The organism is Kribbella ginsengisoli, assembly GCF_039537185.1.
Lineage (GTDB): Bacteria > Actinomycetota > Actinomycetes > Propionibacteriales > Kribbellaceae > Kribbella > Kribbella koreensis.
In genome coordinates, this window is record NZ_BAABAA010000003.1 from 89,900 (window position 1) to 107,503 (window position 17,604).

General features: G+C 67.6%; 16 protein-coding genes and 2 tRNA genes. 7 read left to right on the forward strand and 11 right to left on the reverse strand.

Annotated elements, in window-relative coordinates; translation table 11 throughout:
* Positions 1–5: 5 nt before the first annotated feature.
* Positions 6–488 carry a hypothetical protein gene (locus ABD768_RS14100; RefSeq protein WP_343977115.1) on the reverse strand — a complete coding sequence of 161 codons (483 nt, stop codon included), beginning with the start codon at positions 486–488 and terminating at the stop codon, positions 6–8.
* Entirely contained in the window at positions 485–1,147 is a 663-nt protein-coding gene (locus ABD768_RS14105; RefSeq protein WP_344840841.1) for a hypothetical protein, read from the reverse strand. Before ABD768_RS14105 ends, ABD768_RS14100 begins: the two co-directional genes overlap by 4 nt.
* On the opposite strand from ABD768_RS14105, the gene ABD768_RS14110 reads away from it, so the two are divergent.
* Positions 1,146–2,261: a phosphotransferase enzyme family protein gene (locus tag ABD768_RS14110; RefSeq protein ID WP_344840843.1), complete on the forward strand. Its 1,116-nt coding sequence runs from the start codon at positions 1,146–1,148 to the stop codon at positions 2,259–2,261. The two genes, ABD768_RS14105 and ABD768_RS14110, sit on opposite strands and share 2 nt — an antisense overlap.
* 119 nt (positions 2,262–2,380) lie before the next feature.
* Entirely contained in the window at positions 2,381–3,274 is an 894-nt protein-coding gene (locus tag ABD768_RS14115; RefSeq protein WP_344840845.1) for a hypothetical protein, read from the forward strand.
* Positions 3,275–3,343: 69 nt separating this feature from the next.
* Here the strand turns inward: ABD768_RS14115 and ABD768_RS14120 are convergent, their stop codons facing one another.
* Together ABD768_RS14120 and ABD768_RS14125 are read right to left on the reverse strand one after the other, a co-directional pair.
* Complete coding sequence (locus tag ABD768_RS14120; RefSeq protein WP_344840847.1) at positions 3,344–6,019, reverse strand: glycosyl hydrolase family 95 catalytic domain-containing protein; 2,676 nt, start codon at positions 6,017–6,019, stop codon at positions 3,344–3,346.
* Positions 6,020–6,595: 576 nt separating this feature from the next.
* Positions 6,596–6,672 (reverse strand) — tRNA-Ile (locus ABD768_RS14125).
* Between the two features lie 109 nt (positions 6,673–6,781).
* Between ABD768_RS14125 and ABD768_RS14130 the strand changes: the two genes are divergently transcribed.
* The gene (locus ABD768_RS14130) at positions 6,782–6,928 is read left to right on the forward strand and encodes a hypothetical protein (RefSeq protein ID WP_344840849.1); all 147 of its coding nucleotides are present in this window, start codon (positions 6,782–6,784) and stop codon (positions 6,926–6,928) included.
* A 63-nt stretch (positions 6,929–6,991) separates the two neighbouring features.
* On the opposite strand, the gene ABD768_RS14135 is transcribed toward ABD768_RS14130, so the two are convergent.
* From ABD768_RS14135 to dnaG, 4 genes are all read right to left on the reverse strand, one after another.
* Positions 6,992–7,064 (reverse strand) — tRNA-Asn (locus ABD768_RS14135).
* 93 nt (positions 7,065–7,157) lie between these two features.
* On the reverse strand, positions 7,158–7,700 hold the full coding sequence (locus ABD768_RS14140; protein WP_343977097.1) for a hypothetical protein: 543 nt from the start codon (positions 7,698–7,700) through the stop codon (positions 7,158–7,160).
* A gap of 47 nt (positions 7,701–7,747) precedes the next feature.
* Positions 7,748–8,635, reverse strand: coding sequence for a sigma-70 family RNA polymerase sigma factor (locus ABD768_RS14145; protein ID WP_344840851.1), 888 nt, complete (start codon positions 8,633–8,635; stop codon positions 7,748–7,750).
* Positions 8,636–8,730: 95 nt separating this feature from the next.
* On the reverse strand, positions 8,731–10,638 hold the full coding sequence (dnaG, locus tag ABD768_RS14150) for a DNA primase (protein WP_343977091.1): 1,908 nt from the start codon (positions 10,636–10,638) through the stop codon (positions 8,731–8,733).
* Positions 10,639–10,770: 132 nt separating this feature from the next.
* Between dnaG and ABD768_RS14155 the strand changes: the two genes are divergently transcribed.
* Positions 10,771–11,205, forward strand: coding sequence for a hypothetical protein (locus ABD768_RS14155; protein ID WP_344840853.1), 435 nt, complete (start codon positions 10,771–10,773; stop codon positions 11,203–11,205).
* Here ABD768_RS14155 and ABD768_RS14160 read toward each other — a convergent pair.
* Positions 11,182–12,426, reverse strand: coding sequence for an NAD(P)/FAD-dependent oxidoreductase (locus ABD768_RS14160; RefSeq protein ID WP_344840855.1), 1,245 nt, complete (start codon positions 12,424–12,426; stop codon positions 11,182–11,184). The genes ABD768_RS14155 and ABD768_RS14160 overlap by 24 nt on opposite strands.
* Positions 12,427–12,561: 135 nt before the next feature.
* Here ABD768_RS14160 and ABD768_RS14165 point away from each other — a divergent pair, with 135 nt between their 5' ends.
* The gene (locus ABD768_RS14165) at positions 12,562–13,257 is read left to right on the forward strand and encodes a FadR/GntR family transcriptional regulator (RefSeq protein ID WP_344840857.1); all 696 of its coding nucleotides are present in this window, start codon (positions 12,562–12,564) and stop codon (positions 13,255–13,257) included.
* A gap of 14 nt (positions 13,258–13,271) precedes the next feature.
* On the opposite strand, the gene ABD768_RS14170 is transcribed toward ABD768_RS14165, so the two are convergent.
* Together ABD768_RS14170 and ABD768_RS14175 are read right to left on the reverse strand one after the other, a co-directional pair.
* A complete protein-coding gene (locus tag ABD768_RS14170; protein WP_344840859.1) occupies positions 13,272–14,618 on the reverse strand; it encodes a deoxyguanosinetriphosphate triphosphohydrolase family protein in 1,347 nt (448 codons plus the stop codon).
* 11 nt (positions 14,619–14,629) lie between these two features.
* Entirely contained in the window at positions 14,630–15,280 is a 651-nt protein-coding gene (locus ABD768_RS14175; RefSeq protein WP_344840861.1) for a RibD family protein, read from the reverse strand.
* An 85-nt stretch (positions 15,281–15,365) separates the two neighbouring features.
* On the opposite strand from ABD768_RS14175, the gene ABD768_RS14180 reads away from it, so the two are divergent.
* A complete protein-coding gene (locus tag ABD768_RS14180; RefSeq protein WP_344840862.1) occupies positions 15,366–15,923 on the forward strand; it encodes a helix-turn-helix domain-containing protein in 558 nt (185 codons plus the stop codon).
* The gene (locus ABD768_RS14185) at positions 15,920–17,188 is read left to right on the forward strand and encodes an MFS transporter (protein WP_344840865.1); all 1,269 of its coding nucleotides are present in this window, start codon (positions 15,920–15,922) and stop codon (positions 17,186–17,188) included. The genes ABD768_RS14180 and ABD768_RS14185 overlap by 4 nt, the downstream gene beginning before the upstream one ends.
* Positions 17,189–17,604: the final 416 nt, after the last annotated feature.

Genomic DNA, 17,604 nt, shown 5'->3' on the forward strand with positions numbered 1-17,604 from the left:
GGACCTCAGTCCGGTTCACGAAGCCGGCGGCGTCGCAACCGGGCGGGGCCTGACAGGGGTACAGGCTCCCTCGGTGCCTCACCTCGGCGGAGGTACTCGACCGTTTGCTGTACCGCTTCGTGCAGGTCCTCGATCGAGGTCACTCCGGCCGTGTACAGCTCCACCTCGCGGTCCAGACGGCTCTCGACCTCAGCGGGCACATACGCCGCTCGCAGCATCAGCCGAATCGTGTCGATCCGCCGCATGATGTCTTGGGAGTACAGGTGTTCGGCTCTGATCCGTCGCCGCCTCAATTGCCACGCATCGATACTTCGCTTGACGCCGAGCGCACCGGTCGCCGCAGTGATGCCCACGACGCCGGGAGACATGAAGCCGACCAGACTCAGCCCGGCCTCGGCGACGAACCCAGCCGTTCCCGCCAGCAGCACAACGGCCATGTCGGCCGGGTTCGAGGCCTGTTTGAGCAGTGTCTCGAGGTCGTCGATCACGGGCGGTCCCCGACCAGGTACGACAACAGAACCCGCTGCGACCTCGTAGCGATGGCGATCTCCGACATCAGCCGGGCGACCTGATCGGGGGTCCAGAATTCAGTACTCCCCAGCAGTTGCTTCATCCCCCGCTGCCGGTCCTCCGGCGGAACGGAGTCCCATCTCAGCAGCAGGTCCACCAGGCTGTCGACGCCGTCATCGGTGAGGTCGTTCCGGAAACCCACGACCTGATCGGCCAGCCGGGTGAACACGAAGTCTTCCAGCTTTTCGTCGCGCTCCGGCGAGCGGCTGTTGCGGTTGTCCACCGTGACGGCGACGAGCAGAACCAGGACGACGAGAGCGACGAGGCCGCCCGCGCCGATCCAGAAGCCTTGTGGGCCGGTCAGTCCGTTCGGCAACGCCTCGGCCAGCAGGAACAGCAACAACCCCACGGTGATCGCCAGCCCGAGTACGTCGGGACGCCGCCCAGGCAGCTCCAGGCGCTGCCCGTACGTCGCGTGTACCTCAGCCATCTCGCTCCTGGCCGACTCCTCCCAACCACTCACCACCTGCACCGGCTGGCGACGGTGGCGGTCGCGGGAGCGTTGCCAGCCGTACAAGAGCACACCGACGATCGTCAGGGCGGTCACCGCTACGCCGACGTACGAGGTGGTTCCCATGGAGACATTCTGGCAGGTGAACAAGGCCCTTGCGTCGCGTGTCGTCCGTGCGCGGAACGCCAACCGGCGGGTCCGATCGGAACTCGGCGGGGATGGCGGCCGTTGGCGAATTGTGGACACGCCCGGGCCGGAGGTCGTCGCGCGAGCCTTCGATCTCGGGCGGACGCTGACGGACCTGGTGCTCGTCAGGCGGGGTTCGACAGAGGCTTGGCGACTCGACACGGATCGGGGCAGCTACTTCGTGAAGGGCGCCTGGGACGGGCTGGGCCTGCAGTTCACACCTGGTGGGGTGCCCGATCAGCTTTCCGCGGCGATGGCTTTCGAGCGCCGCGCCCTCGAAGCCGGCATCGCCATGCCGGAGCCGATCTCACCGGTCGATCCATGGCTGGATTCGGTTGCCCGAATCAACGATCGCCTCTTCCGGGTCTACCGGTGGATCGACCACCGCCCACTGCGCCCCGACGACGACCTCACCGACTGGATCGGCCGGACGATGGCGCGGATCCACCAACTGGAACCGATGGTCGGCGTCGGCCTTCCGGACTGGTGGCGAGGTCCGGTCTGGCCCCGAACGTACTGGGAAGAATGGATCGACGAAGCCCAGCACCTCGATCGCCCTTGGTCGTCGCTCGCCCGGGAGCGCCTGGCCGGTGTACTTGACCTGTCGAACCGGATAGCCGAGCTCTGCGAAGTCGCGCCCGACCCAGTGACGACCCATGGCGACTTCAAGACCCACAACCTGCTGATGACCCCCACCGGCCCGGTTCTGATCGACTGGGACAGCGTCCGCATCGACAGCGCCGCCCTCGAAGCCGGCCGGGTCGCCCACATCTTCGCCGCCGGCGACCCAGCTCAGCTCACCCGAATCCTCACTGCCTACACGGCCGCAGGCGGCGACATCTCCTGGCCCGGCCCGGACCTCTTCATCAGCGTGCTCAGACACGACCTACAAGTCCTGTACGACCGGGTCCTCGTCTCCCTCAACCGAAACCCACCCACCTGGTGGATGGGCGACAACCACGCAATCGAGTCGAGCATCGAGCAACTGCTGAACCAACTGCCCATCCGAGTCGACGAGCTCCGCCGCCTCGCCCTCTCAATCAACAGCGGCTGACCTGAGCTCAGTCGCGCGCGTAACACCCAGGGCATCGATCCGAACATATGTTCGATTGAAATGTAGAAACGACACCCCCACCTCTGGACTGCCGGTGGCTGCGGCGTCACCCTGGAGAGGTGGACCTGACTCGGGTAGCCGTCGAGCTGTACGGCCTGACACCAGAAGAGTTCACCCCTGCGCGCAGCCGGCTGGCCAAGAGCGCCGACGCCACGACCGCGGCCGCGATCAGGGCGCTGCAGAAGCCGACACGAGCGGCATGGCTGGCCAATCTGCTCGTCCGGACCGACCCCGACGGAGTCAACGACCTCACCGAACTCGGCGAGGAACTGCGTGCTGCCCACCTGTCCGCGGACGGCCCCCGGCTGCGCGCTCTGACCCGGAAACGACATGCCCTGGTCAGACAACTGGTCGCTTCCGCCCGAAGGGAGGCCAAACAGTTGGGCCGGACCGTGACCCCTACGGTCGCCGACCGCCTCACCGAGACCCTCGACGCAGCGCTCGTCGATCCCGGTTCGGCTCAACTCCTCCGCAGCGGCCAGCTGACGAGCGCTCTACGACACATCGGCTTCGGCGTCATCGACGAAACCGGCCAGCCGGCCAAACTCCCTCCAACGAAGCCCCGCGCCGTACGCAGCACGCCGGCCAAGAAGACGAGGACCGCCCGGACAGAGGCCGGCCCAGACCACTCCGGAGCCGAGCATGCGCTGCAGCGCCGCCGGGCAGAACTGCAAACTCGCGCGAACGAGGTCGAGAACGACTACCGCGAAGCCGAACAGAAGCGCTCCGAAGCCGAAGCCGCGCTCGACGCCAACCAGCACCACGTCGCAGACCTCCAAGCCACGCTCCAACGGCTGACCGACGAACTCGACCACACCAGGCAGCAACTGCAGTCCACCCAGCGCGAAACCTCAAAACTGGAACGCGCACTCGACAAAGCCACCCGCGCCGCCGCTTCGGCCGAACGCCGAAGAAACGCGCACCAGCAGCGACTCACCGCCCTGACCCAGTGAGGTCGGCGCCCGCGTGCCGAACACAACAGTCCGGGCCGGGCCGCCTCCTCATCGTCCGCCGCTTGCCGGTCAGGGCGCCTCCGGGCGGACGGTCCGGACCGTCCCGTTCACTCGTACCTGGACGGGACTGCGCGAGGCTGCACGGTCGGCCGTGATCCGGAACGACTGAACCCTGCCTCCGGCCCACCTGCAGTCGACCCGATAGCCACCGCGGGCACGAAGGCCGCGGAACGACCCGTCGGCCCACGAGGCCGGCAGTGCGGGCAGGAGCGAGATCTCGCCAGTGTGGCTCTGCAGCAGCATCTCCGTCATCGCACCGGACACGCCGAGGTTGCCGTCGATCTGGAACGGAGGATGGGTCGCGAACAGGTTCTGGAGGGTGTTGAAGGCCAGCAACCCACGGAGCATGATCGCCGCACGCTCACCGTCCCCAAGCCGTGCGAACAGCGCACATCGCCACGGCCAGGTCCACGAACGACGGCTGTCCCCGGACACCGTGGCCGCGGTGAACGGCTCACCTTCCTTCTCACCGCAGCGCGCCTTCAGCGACACCAGGGCCGCCGCGGCGAGCTCCGGCGTACCGGCCGGCGTGATCTGCCGACCTGGGTAGACAGCGAACAGGTGGGAGGTGTGCCGGTGGATATCGGCCGGATCGTCACGGTCGGTCTGCCATTCCTGAAGCTGCCCCCAGCGGCCGACCTTGTTGGGCGCCAGCCGGGCCTGCAGGTCCGTGACCGTCCGGCGATACTGCCCATCGGCACCCAGAACTCCCGCGGCGTCGATGTAGTTCTGGAACAGATCCCAGATGATCTGCTGGTCGTACATCACGCCGTCCTCACGCGGGCCGTGCTCCGGCGACCACCCGTCGGGCGAGACCAGCCGGCCGTCGGCGTTCTCGACCAGCCGGTCCTCCCAGAATTCGCAGATCTCCTTGATCAGCGGATAGGCGTCCTTGCGCAGATAATCGAGATCCTGGGTGAAGGCGAAGTGCTCCCAGAGATGCTGCGCGTACCAGGCACTCGCGACCGTGTTCCATTCCCAGGCGTTGCCGCCGAACACACTCTGGCTGGTTCGGGCCGTCCACCCCCGGGTGTTCGCGCCGAACGCATGTCTGGTGGCGACTCGGCTCGGAACCGCGACCTGACCGATGAAGCGGGTGAGGGCTTGATGCGAATCCGGCAGATCCGTCGTCTCCGCACCCCAGTAGTTCATCTGCACATTGATGTTCGTGTGATAGTCCGACGCCCACGCAGGCTGGTCCTGGTCGTTCCACAGTCCCTGCAGATTCGCCGGCAGTCCGTCCGGCCGCGACGAGGAGGTCAGCAGATAGCGGCTGTAGGTGAACAGAGTCTGCTCGAGTGAGGGATCTGCCGCACCGTCGGCGTACCGGGCGAGTCGCTGGTCTGTCGGAAGTGCGGCGATGTCGGCAGACGTGGTCCCCCAGTCCACGGCGACGCGGTTCATCCGCGCACTGAAGTCCTCCTGATGCTTGCTCAACAGGGCATCCGCGCCTCGCCGGACAGCAGTCGCAACGGACTGCTGCACCGCAGGTCCTGGGGCGCTCCCACGCCACCCGTTCGCCGCGGACATCGCGTAGTCGGTGCGGCCGTCCACGTAGAGCACCAGCTCCCGGCAGTCCTGTACTTCGATCGAGGTGCCATCTGTCGTCACCGACCCGCCCCGCGGTACGACGCGCACCTCGCAGGCGTACCGCAGTCCGTTGCCCATGGCACCACTGAATCTCAGCGTCGTCCGGTCCGCGGTCGTTCGCGCGCCTTGCCCGGCCAGCAACGTCACCCGGCCCGACAGCTGCCCGACGTACCGCAGCACGAGTACATCACCGGCAAACGCAGTACTGCGGAACCGCACACCACGCTCGTCGACGTACTCGGTGCTGTGCACACCACTCACCAGATCCAGCGAACGCCGGTACTGCGTGACGTGCGGCGTGTCGTGCGGATCCACACCGTCAAGTGCGATCTCAGCGACCTGGAAGTGGCTTACCCCGGCGACCGGTGTGAACGTGAAACGGTAGAGCCGGTATGACGCGGGGGCCGCGACGCCGAAGTGTCTGGTCTCCAGCCGCGCGCCGAACGGACCAGCCAACTGCTGCCGATCCAGCACTGTCCAGACCCGGCCGTCGTTCGATCCCTCGAGCACCCATGCCTGCGGGTCCCGTTCCGGGACGTCGTTCGCACTCGTCAGGCTGTAGCCGCTGACGCTGGCCGCCGACCGCAACGCCAACTGCCAGACCACCGTCGCCGGCGGTGAGATCACGCACCATTTGGTCTCCTTCCGGCCGTCGATCGTCTGCTGCACCGTCTCGGCGGCGGACGTCTCGTACGGCCCGCCCGGCGCGGTCAGCTCGGTGACTCCACCGCCCAGCTCGACGTACAGGTCACCGAAGTTCCGGTACGAGCCGAAGCCGCTCATCGACGTGTCGAACGCGTCGTCGCCGACTCCGGCCAGACCGTTGTCGTAGTCGTTGACGCCACCCCACAAGCTCTGTTCGCTCAACTGGACGCGATCGCGGCCGACGCCCCCGAAGAGCATCGCTCCCAGCCGGCCGTTGCCGATCGGCAGCGCCCCCGACTCCCACGCCCGAGCCGGCCCGTCGTACTCGAGCCGCCCCGGCCGAACCGTCGGCAACACCGGTCGAGCCGACGCCACGCCCACCCCACCCGCCCAGGCCGCGCTCGCCAGACCACCAGCAGCAAGAACAGCACGACGACTCAACTCAGGCATGGCGGCCTCTCCAGGAGATCGGGTGAATCTGCCCATTTCTGCACAGATCCCAGACTTCCGAGCGAGAATGCCGAATCCGAGATCGGATGTCTACCCTTCACCGACACTTTCCCGACCTCCTCCGCCGCCGCGGTGTGGTGGGTCAGAGCTAGCAACAGATCGAGGAACCGAGCAATGCCGACGGCGAGTCATGGCAAGGCGACGTCGACCTCACCTACGTCAACCAGCACAAGGACACCTAACGAACGGCTGCCTGGGCCTTGCGGCTTGTGGTTCCGAGATTCGTTTGCCCGTCAACATCGGCCACATCGAAGCACCGCTCGATGAGCAGGGCGACCGTTGCCATGTCGAACCGCTTGTTGTTCAAGGGATCCCAGCCCGAGTGCACGCTGACGCGCAGCGAACCCGATGGGGTGAGCCGGTATCGCGAGGTACCAGACCGTCCCGTAGTCACCGCGACGGAGAAGCGGCAAGAAACGGGCGGGCGGGAGCGACCGAAGCCGCGGGCGACGCAGGAGCCTGCGGCGGAGGGCGCGTGGGGTCTTTGGGTGGGAGGGTGCTCTGAGTGGGTGGTGCTGGTGGGGCGGGTGGGACTCGAACCCACGACCCAGGGATTATGAGTCCCTTGCTCTAACCGGCTGAGCTACCGCCCCCGTGCGTGGTGATGGTATCGGATTCCAGGGGTGGGTCAGGGGGATGACGGAGGGGTTTTGGGGTGGGGGTGCGGGATGATGGGGGCTAGGTCCGATGGAAGGAAGTTCGATGGGCTTTTTCATCTTGCTGGTGGTTGTGGTGGCTGCGGTGGCGGCTTACAAGTTCCGGGTGCCGTTGATCGCGAAGCTGACCGGGCAGCCGCCGCAGCGGATTCAGCGGGCGATCGAGCGGCGTAAGGAGAACAAGCGGCGCTGAGATCAGCGCGGGCCAGACATGCGGAAGGCCGGTTCCTGGTGTGGAACCGGCCTTTGATTGTTGCTCCCGCGACTGGACTCGAACCAGTAACCTGCCGGTTAACAGCCGGCTGCTCTGCCAATTGAGCTACGCGGGATCGTGGTGCTTCTTTGTGCTCGATCCCGAGGACTTGAGTAGGTTAGCAGGACTGGGACGAAGTACAAAAATGGGATTTGGGGTGGCTTCCGGGTCAGACTCCGAACTCGTCCCGGACTGCAGCCAGGGCGGCTTCGGCGCTGTCGACGAGGCCGGGCTGGGTGGGCTCCAATCCCTTGTCCAGAACGAAGTTCCAGCTCACGGGGGCGTTGGGGTCGGAGGGGTTGCGGCGGCCTACTACGCGGACGCCCTTCTTGCCGGCCAGTGGGACGTGGCGCTGGACCAGGACGCTGGCGTCGATGCGTTCGCGCAGCAGCTGGCCGAAGCGGCCTGGGTCTTCGACCTTGAGTTCGGTGGCGCGTAGCGGCGTACCGAAGGAGGTGGTCTCGTAGACGCGCAGGACTGATTCCTCGGAGTCCCAGCCGGCTCGCTCGATCTTTTCCCAGCCGACGCGGCGTACTGCGCCTTCGGTCTCGGTCGGCAGGTAGAGGGCCGCACGGCTGCCGGCGACCCAGTTGCCGTCGATCAGCTGGACGGCGGCCAGGACGTCCTCCTTGCCGCCCGGAGAATGCCTGGAGGCGACTGCAACCGCTTCGGTCAGCTCGCGCGGCCATGACGTACGACGAAGTCTCAGCACACCGCCATGATCGCAGCCCGCTCCAACCACCGGACAGAACCGTCCCATCAGGCGGCGTAGTCGCGCAGGCCGATGGCACAGCGGGGGCGGAGGGCGCGTAGGGCTTCGGCCTCGAGGGTCTGCACCTCCTCAGGGGTGATTCCAAGGGCCAGGGCTGTCTCCTCGACTGAGGCGGCGGTTGGGCGGGTGAGGCCGAAGCGGAGGGTCAGGACCTCCCGTTGCAGGTCGTCCAGGAACTCCAGTTGGTAATGCAGATCACGTCGGAGCGCGGCTTGCAGGACGATCGCCTCGTCGTCGACGTACTGGTCGGTCTCCTCCAGGTCGAGGACCTCGGGGCGGACCTTCCAGGCATACGCGCGCTCCACGCGTGCGACGGTGAGGCAGGCGCCGGCGGCTACCTCGGCGGTCGTCGGTTCGCGGCCGAGCCGTTGGGTGAGGTCGCGTTGGACGGCGATCACGCGACCGGCGTCGGTGTAGGCCTGGGCGGGCATGCGGACGAGTCTGGAGCGGTCGGAGATAGCTCGGCCGATGGCTTGCCGGATCCACCAGATCGCGTACGTCGAGAAGCGGTGGCCCAGTTTGTGGTCGAACCGTTCCACCGCGCGCATCAGCCCGAGGTTGCCTTCTTGGATCAGGTCGAGCAACGACATGCCCTTGTTCGTGTATCGCTTTGCGAGCGACACCACGAGGCGCAGATTGCCCTCGATCATGCGCCGGCGCGCCTGCTCTCCCAGCACGACGATGGCTTGCAAGTCATCGCGCAGCTCGGCCGAGGGCGTGAGGTGGTCCAGGCGGTCGGCGGCCAGGAGGCCGGCTTCTATCCAGGTGGCGTGGTCGGTGACCTCCTCGGTGGTCAGCAGTTCGTGGCGGCCGATGTCGCGGAGGTACGCGATCAAGGCGTGCAGGTCGGCCGGGTCGCAGTCCAGGTCAGGCATGGCAGTCTCCCTCTGTCACTAGGGATAGTGCCGTGATCACCGGGGGTGACCGGCTTGTAATTCAGAAGCTGTGGATAACAGCCCGCCGACGAAGCTCAGATCGCGCCGCTGATCGCCTGTTCGCGGAGCTCGGCGCGGTACCGCTCCAAAGCGATCAGCTCGCCGAACATCCGGTTGTAGTCGTCGGCCCGATCGATCGGGTTCGTCCGCTGCAGCTTCGATTTCAGGTCGGCGATCCGCCGCAGACAGGTGAGCTCCTGCAGCCGCGCCAGATGCGCCCGCGCGTAGATCTCGTCCGGGTCGCGATCCAGACGTACCGGATCGACAGCGAGCGCGCTGACCACGGCCGCCGCAGGATCGATCCCCATCGCCTCCCGGACCGCGACCACCCACGCCTCCCCCGGCGCCGCGTTCGCCGGCCCACCGGTCTTGGCCATCGCACCACGCACGGCCGCGAGCCACGGATGGGTGAAGTCCTGGTCGTCCAGCTCGTCGAAAGCAGTCCCCATCAAGTGCGGATACTGCATCGCGATCTTCAGCACGTCCCACTCGATCACGAACCGCTGGTCCCGCGGCGACGGCAGATCCACCCGAGGCGGCGCGACCGGCGCCTCGCTCGTCGTCTGCACCGGCCCACGGTCGACCACGGCAGCCGGAGCCGGGGCAGGACGAGAAGCAGCACGATGTACTTCGGTACGCACCTGATCCACCTCCATCCCAAGATGCCCCGCCAGCTCCCGCGTGAACGCATCGACCTTCGACCGGTCCCGAATGCTCACCACAAGCCGTGCCGCGTCCCGCAGCGCATCGATCCGGGTATCCGCCCGATCCAGGTCGTACTTCGACAGCACGTTGGACAGTACGAACCGATACAGCGGCACCCGTCGCCCGATCAGCTCCCGCACCGCCGCGTCGCCCTTCTGCAGCCGCAGATCGCACGGGTCCAGCCCGTCCGGCTCCACCGCCACATAGGTCTGCGACGCGAACGCCTGATCACCCTCGAAGGCCTTCAACGCAGCCCGCTGCCCCGCGCTGTCCCCGTCGAAGGTGAAGATCACCTCACCACGGAACTGGTCATGATCCAGCAACAGCTGCCGCAGCACCCGCGAGTGATCCTCACCGAACGACGTGCCACACGTAGCGACAGCGGTCTGTACTCCGGCCAGGTGGCAAGCCATCACGTCGGTGTACCCCTCGACGACGACCGCCTGCTTGCCCTTCGCGATCTCCCGGCGCGCGAGATCGACGCCGTACAGGACCTTCGACTTCTTGTAGATCGCGGTCTCACCCGTGTTGAGGTACTTCGCCTCGATCTTGTCGTCGTCGAACAGCCGCCGCGCCCCGAACCCGATCACGTCCCCGCCGGCGTCGCGGATCGGCCACATCAGCCGGCCCCGGAATCGGTCGTACAACCCGCGCTGACCGTCCGAGCAAAGACCCGACGCGAGCAGCTCGGTGTTGGTGAAGCCGCGACCGCGCAGATGCGCCACCAGCGACTCCCCGCCGCGCGGCGAGAAGCCGACGCCGAAGGTCGCCGCAGCGTCGCGGTCGAAGCCGCGCTTGTCGAGGAACTGCCGCCCGGGCATCGCCTCGGGCGCGGTGAAGAGCTGCTCGGCGTAGTACTCCGCGGCGACCTTGTGTGCCTCGACGAGCCGCGGCCGCTGGTTGTTCTGCGACCGCTGGATCGGCGCGCCGGATTCGTCGTACCGGAGCTGGATGCCGACCTTGGCGGCCAGCGTCTCGACGGCCTCGTGGAAGCTGATCTGATCGATCTTCTGGATGAAGTCGATCACGTCGCCGCCCTCTTGGCAGCCGAAGCAGTAGAAGAAGCCGCGGGCCGGGGTGACGTTGAACGACGGCGACTTCTCGTCGTGGAACGGGCACAGCCCCTTGAGCGATCCGCCACCCGCGTTCTTCAGGGTCACGTAGGAGCCGACGATCTCGTCGATCCGAGCCCGCTCGCGCACCAGCGCGATGTCCTCTTCCTTGATCCTGCCCGCCACGCGCCGAGTCTACGGTCCACCGGAAGCCGGTGACACAACGGAGGTACAACGACGGTACGACGACCACCCGAAAAGCAGTTCGGATCGCGGGCCCACCAAGAGATACTCGCCTGCGAGGTGAGGTGGAACCGGATGAAGACGAGACTACGGACGCTGCGGATCGGCGCTCGACGGTGTGCCTGGACCGCCCGGATCACGCATGCGGCCGGGGAGCACGACTGCCATCGCGTCATTCGGCTGCGGGTCTGGGGCAACGGCAAGAACAGCCGCACGCTGCAAGTGGACCTGCTGTCCACCACACCACCCGGGCCGTGGGGTGCCTGCGCGACGGACACCGCCTATCCGACGTCCGGGGATGTCCGGGCGATCGTCGACTACGCACTGGTCAACGGCTGGGAGACGGACGAGGTCGGCGGAACCTTCGTACTAACCGAGCACGAGCATGCCGCGGCGTTCGAACTGCCGGACTTCCTGATCACCGATCGACTGAACAACCCCAGCGCGCCGGACCCGACTGAGCGGGTCCGGGCGGCAGGGGGACGGTCAGATGTCGGCGAGTTCCACTGAGGTGTCCGCGAGGCGCGCCGGGTCGACGGGCTTCTTGGAGCGGATCAGGGCCTTGATGGGGTCGATGACATCCCAGCCGCTGTTCATCTGCAGGCCGGCCAGGACATGGTTGTCGTCGGCCAGCCAGAACGCCAGGTAGGCGCCAGAGGCGGGGTCGCCGCGCAGGACGACCTGGTACGACGTATCGCGCGGCACGTCGCCCGTGTACTCCATGCTGACGTCGTACTGGTCGCTGAAGAAGTAGGGCAGCGCGTCCTGCGACACGTCCTGACCGAGCATCGCCTTCGCGGCCGCCTTGCCGCTGTCCATCGCGTTCTGCCAGTGCTCGACGCGGATCGACCGGCCCAGGAACGGGTGGTCCCAGCGAACCACGTCGCCGGCGGCGTACACACCCGGTACGGAGGTCTGCAGGTCCGGGCCGGTGAGGATGCCCAGCCCTTCTTCGCGGCTCGCCACCTTGATCCCGGCGGCCTCCGCGAGCTCGGTGTTGGGCTGGATGCCGACCCCTACGACCACCAGGTCCGCGGGCAGTACCTCACCGCTCGAGAGCCGAACGCCGGTGACCTTGTCGTCGCCCTCGAAACCCTCGACGCCGGTGTCGAACCGCAACTCCACGCCGTGGCTGCGGTGCAGTTCGGCGAACAGATCGCCGACCTGCTGACCCAGCACGGAGGCGAGGGCTGTCGGCTGCGGCTCGACGACGGTGACCTCGCAGCCCCGCTCCCGCGCGGTCGCGGCGGTCTCCAGCCCGATCCATCCGGCGCCGACGACGACCACCCGCGGCTTCGCGGCGTACGCCTCGGCCAGCGCCTTCGACTCCGCCACGGTCCGCAGGTAATGCACGCCGATCAGCTCGCCACCCGGTACGTCGAGCTTGCGCACCCGGCTACCGGTGGCGATCAGCAGCTTGTCGTATCCGGCCTCGGTCCCGTCGGCCAAGGTGACCTTGTGCGCGGCGGTGTCGATCGCCGTCGCCGCGACACCCAGGCGGAGTTCGATGTTCCGTTCGTCGTACCAGGCCTGGTCGTGCAGCTGGGAGACCTCGGGCTGCTCCTTGCCGAGCAGAACCGTCTTGGACAGCGGCGGGCGTTCGTAGGGGAGCTCGGGTTCGTCGCCGATCAAGACGATCTGCCCGGTCCAGCCCTCCTTGCGCAGGGTGTCCGCAACCCTGGCGCCGGCCAGGCTCGCTCCGATGATGACAATGCGTTCCGAGTCGGTCATGTCCCCGAGGTTAAGCCTTCGGGCTCGCTCGCGTCAGGCAGCCGCGTCGGCGTACATGTCCGGTATGTGAGCGGTGACGGCAGGCGCCGGACATAGGATGAATCGGCCGGGGTTCGGCGTACTACGGGAGGCGCGATGCGGGTGCGGGCGGGGGCTGCTCTGGAGGAGCGGATCATCGAGCTGATCCATGAGCGCGGGCTGGCGCCGGGGGCCGCGATGCCGACCGAGCCGCAGCTGATGGAGTTGCTCGGCGCGAGCCGGAACAGCGTGCGGGAGGCGATCCGGGCGCTGCAGGCGTTGGGGATCGTGGATATCCGGCACGGGTACGGGACTTTCGTCGGGCAGGCGTCGCTGACCGGGTTGACGACTTCGCTGGCATTTCGGGTGCGGTCCAGTGACGGGATCCGGGCGATCCGCGATCTGGTGGAGGTCCGGGAGTTGCTGGAGACCGGGCTGATCGGCGAGGTTGCGAAGGCTCGTACCAGCGAGCCGAAGCTGTCGGCGCTGGAGGCGCTGGTGACGGCGATCGCGCACGACTCGGGGGCTGACCGGGCCTTTCATGCATTGCTTTACGAGAACTGCGGCAACGAGTTGGTGCTGCAGTTGATCGGGCTGTTCTGGGACACGTACCACGAGGTGGAGCATCTGCTCGGCGAGCCGGCCGACCGCACCGGTGACCTGATCGCCAACCATCGGCGGATCGTTGACGCCTTGCGTGATCGCGACTCGAAGGCTGCTCGTGATGCGATGCGGCTGCATTTCCGTGATGTCCGGGCGCGGATCAGCCGGGCAGAGGAAGAGGCTGCGGCCGCGAGCACCACGGCGTCCTGACGTCGAGGCGCGGCTCAGCGCTTTGGGCCGACCAACCTGGTGTGCCAGCTGAGAGCGGACGGGTCGGTCAGGGAGGCGACCTGGTCGATGATGACGCGGAGGCGGGCGTCGTCGTCGGGGGCGTCCTTGAAGTCGGCGGCGAAGGCGACGTCCAGGTCCCGGGGTGCTGAGTCCCAGAGGGCCTCGACCAGTTCGGTGAGCAGCTCGCGTTGGCTGGCGCGGCGGGCTTGGCGTTCGGGCGAGTTGAGGACGTGGAACATACCGATGCTCTTCAGCAACGCGATCTGTGTGCGTACGCCGTCGGGAACGACCAGGTCCGCCTCGTAGCGGATCAGCCGCGATCGCCCGAATCGGGCATGCGTCGCCTGCTCCGCCGCCGTGACGAGCCGGCCGATCAGTTGGCTGGTCAAGTCCTTCAGCCCGCCGAGCGCGCGGCGGCTGTCGTCGAAAGCAGCGCGCGGCCAGTACGGCAGGGCGGTCAGTCGCTCCCAGCTGTCGTCCAGCTCCGCGTCGGTTGCCTCCGGCAAGTAGATCCGCCGGACGGTCTCCCAGTACGGCGCCCGCTCGGCGTCCACCTGGCCGAGGTCGATGTGGTGCGCGACGATCCCGTCCTCGACATCGTGCACCGAGTACGCCACGTCATCGGCGAAGTCCATCACCTGCGCCTCGAGACAGCGCCGCTCGCCGCCCGGGTCCCGCCCGGATCGCGGGCCGGCTTCGCCAGAATCGCGTCGTTGTGTTCCTTGCATGTCAGCCGCCGGCGCTGCGAAGGCGACCGACGTCGACCCGCCCGCCTCGACGCCTTGTCGCAGCCAGTCGAAGACCGCCGCGTCGTCGTCGTACACGCCGAACTTCCGTTGCCCCGGCTGCCGCAGCCACGGGTACTTCGTCGCTGCGTCGAGTGTCGCGCGACTGAGATTCAGCCCGACGCTTCGACCGGCCGCGTCGAACGTCTTGGACTCCAGCCGAGTCAGCAGCCGCAACGTCTGCGCGTTGCCCTCGAATCCGCCGATCTTCTCGGCGAGCTGGTCGAGCGCCCGCTCCCCGTTGTGCCCGTACGGCGGGTGGCCGAGGTCGTGCGCGAGGCAGGCCGCGTCGACGATGTCCGGATCGCAGCCGAGCGTGCTGGCCAGCTCGCGGCCGATCTGGGCGACCTCGAGACTGTGGGTCAGCCTGTTCCGGACGAAGTCGTCGCTCCCGGCGGTTGCGACCTGCGTCTTGGCCGCCAGCCGGCGCAGGGCGGCACTGTGCAACACGCGCGCCCGATCACGCGCGAACGCCGTCCGGCCCGGCCGCTTGACCGGCTCCGCGACCCAGCGCTCGGCGTCGTGCTCGTCGTACCACTCGTGCTGCTTTCTCATTACTAGTCACACTAGCCATCGCCACCGACAGTTTCGCCAACTTCGACGGAACTCTCGGCCACGCAGTACCGGAGCCAGGTGACGCCGGGGAGGAAGGTCTCGACGTTCGCCAGTGAGAGGTCGAGGTGGCGGGTGAAGGAGTCGTGCCAGCGCGGCGCGTCGCCGATCAGGACGGGATGGACGAGCAGGCAGAGCTCGTCGACGAGGCCTTGGTCGATCATTGCCCCGAGCAACCCGCCACCGCTGTCGACGCGGACGAGCTTGGCGCCTCGGCGGCCGAGATGGTCGAGGCACTCGGCCAGGTCGACATGGTCGTAGCCGGTGACGAGCTCGCGGATCAGGCTGTCGGCTCGACGGGCCGGTGTCAGCTCGGAGTACAGGGCCAGTACGTCGGACCAGTAGCCGAGCTCGCGAAGCGCTTCGAGGTTGTGGACTCGGTGCCTGCTGTCGACGACTGCGAGGAGTGGGCCGGCGTCGCGGGGGCCGGGGCGTAGCGCAGTACGGACTGAGCTCTCTTGGGCGAGCAAGGTGTCTGCCCCGATGAGGGTGACGTCCTCTTGCCAGAGGGTCGCCAGGGCATACAGGCGCGCGTGATCGGCCTCGAAGCCGGTTGTCGCGCCGTCGAGTGAGACCGCCAGTTGAGCCACCACGTGAGGTCGCATGTCTTCGACCCTAGGAGTGGCCACCGACAGAAATATTTACAGAGGAGTCTTTGCAGAGAAGTCTCTGCATGTTAGCGTCGCGGGTATGGAGAAGCCGATGCGCAGGATCGACGCGCGGAGTCTGCGAGGGCTCGCGCATCCGTTGCGGATGCGGATCATCGAGGCGCTCGAGCTGGATGGGGCCGCGACGTCGACCGGGTTGTCGGCGCGGCTGGGTGAGAGCACCGGGACGATCAGCTGGCATCTGCGGCTGCTCGCCGAGCACGGGTACATCGAGGAGGAGGTCGATCGCGGCACCAAGCGGGAGCGCTGGTGGCGGATCCCGCCGGGTCGCACGGTCCTCAATCCGGCCGACTTCCGCGACGATCCCGAGACGAGCGGCGCGCTGAAGGTCTATCTGGAGGACCTGGTCGAGCGCTACTACGACCGGGTACGCCGCTACGTCGACGAGAACTGGTCCGGCGAATGGCAACACGCCGCCGCCCTCTCCGACTGGCGCGACCTCAAGCTCACCCCCGAACAACTCTTCGCCCTCAACGAAGAACTCGGCCAGGTCATCGACCGCTACACCGAAACAGCACCCAGCGATGACGCCCTCCCAGTCATAGTCCAGCTCCAGTCCTTCCCCCGGCGCCCGGCATGAACAGCCTGCTGACCAGGCATCGGGACTTCCGGTGGTTCTGGGTTGGGGAGACGGTCAATAGGTTCGGTAGTGCGGTGTCGACGGTGGCGTTGCCGTTGATTGCGGTTTCGGTGCTTCAGGCAACGACATTCCAGGTCGGGCTGTTGAGTGCGGCCGCCTGGCTTCCGTGGTTGCTGATCGGGCTGCCGGTCGGCGCCTGGGTCGATCGCTGGTCGCGTCGGCCGATCATGCGGATCAGCTCGGCGACCTCGTTGGTCCTCTTCGCAAGCATCCCGATCGCCGCGCATACCGGCGTACTGACGATCGAGTTGCTGCTCGCCATCGCAGTACTGACCGGCGCGGCCGCCGTCTTCTTCCAGACCGCCTACACCGCCTACCTGCCCAACCTCATCCCCCACGCGGATCAGGCCGAGGGCAACGCCAAACTCCACGGCAGCGCCTCGGCCGCACAGATCGCCGGAGTCGGCTGCGGTGGCGTGATCGTGCAGGCAGCCGGCGCCGTCAACGGTATGTACGTCGACGCCTCGACCTTCCTGATCGCATTGCTCTGCATCTCCGCGATCCGGTACCGCGAACCGCGCCGCCCCGACGTCGCCCACACCCCACTCGCCACCGAGGTGCTGGCCGGCCTGCGACTCGTCGCCGGCGACGTCTGGCTCCGTACGCTCACCATCTTCGGCGGCGTCTCCAACCTCGCGCTGATGGGATACCAGTCGATCATCGTCGTCTTCCTCGTCCGCGAGGTCGGCGTCTCCCCCGGCGTCGTCGGCGCCCTGATCGCGATCGCCAGCAGCGGCGGAGTCGCCGGCGCGTTCCTCGGCCGCCGGGTCGCCACAGCCATCGGTACCGCCCGCGCAACCCTCTTCTTCGAGCTGGCCCTGCCGGCCCTCGCCCTGCTGATCCCCTTGACCACAAGGGGTCCCGGCCTCGCCCTCTACACCGTCGGCGCCTTCTGCATTGGCGTCGGCGTGGTCGCCGGCAACACGATCAAGCAGACCTTCCACCAGTCCTACTGCCCACCCGAACTCCGCGGCCGCCTCGCCGCCAGCACCTCCTTCCTCAACTACGGCACGATCCCTTTAGGCGCGTTGCTCGGCGGCACCCTGGGCGAAGTACTGGGCCTCCGTACCGCCCTATGGATCACAACAGCCGGCATACCCCTCGCCGGCCTGATACTGCTCCTCTCCCCCATCCGCCACCAACGCGACCTGCCTGCCGGCGACTTGGTCGCGGTCGGCTCAGCGAATCCGGGGTCGCCCAACTGAGGAACTGCGGATCCCGCGACCGGGCTGCATGAGTGTCCTGGACGACACGCAACTGAGAACCACCGCAACAAAGGAGCGACGGGTCTGCGTCCACCGCCCAGCGAGTCGGCGCCCATCGCCCAGCGAGTCGGCGTCCGGCGGGTCGGCGCCCGTCGCCCAGCGGGTCGGCGTCCAGCAGGTCGGCGCCCGTCGCCCAGCGGGTCGGCGTCCAGCAGGTCGGCGCCCGTCGCCCAGCGGGTCGGCGTCCAGCAGGTCGGCGCCCGTCGCCCAGCGGGTCTGCGTCCAGCAGGTCGGCGCCCGTCGCCCAGCGGGTCGGCGTCCAGCAGGTCGGCGCCCGTCGCCCAGCGGGTCTGCGTCCAGCAGGTCGGCGCCCGTCGCCCAGCGGACCCGCGCTACGGCCCCAGATGGGACGGCCG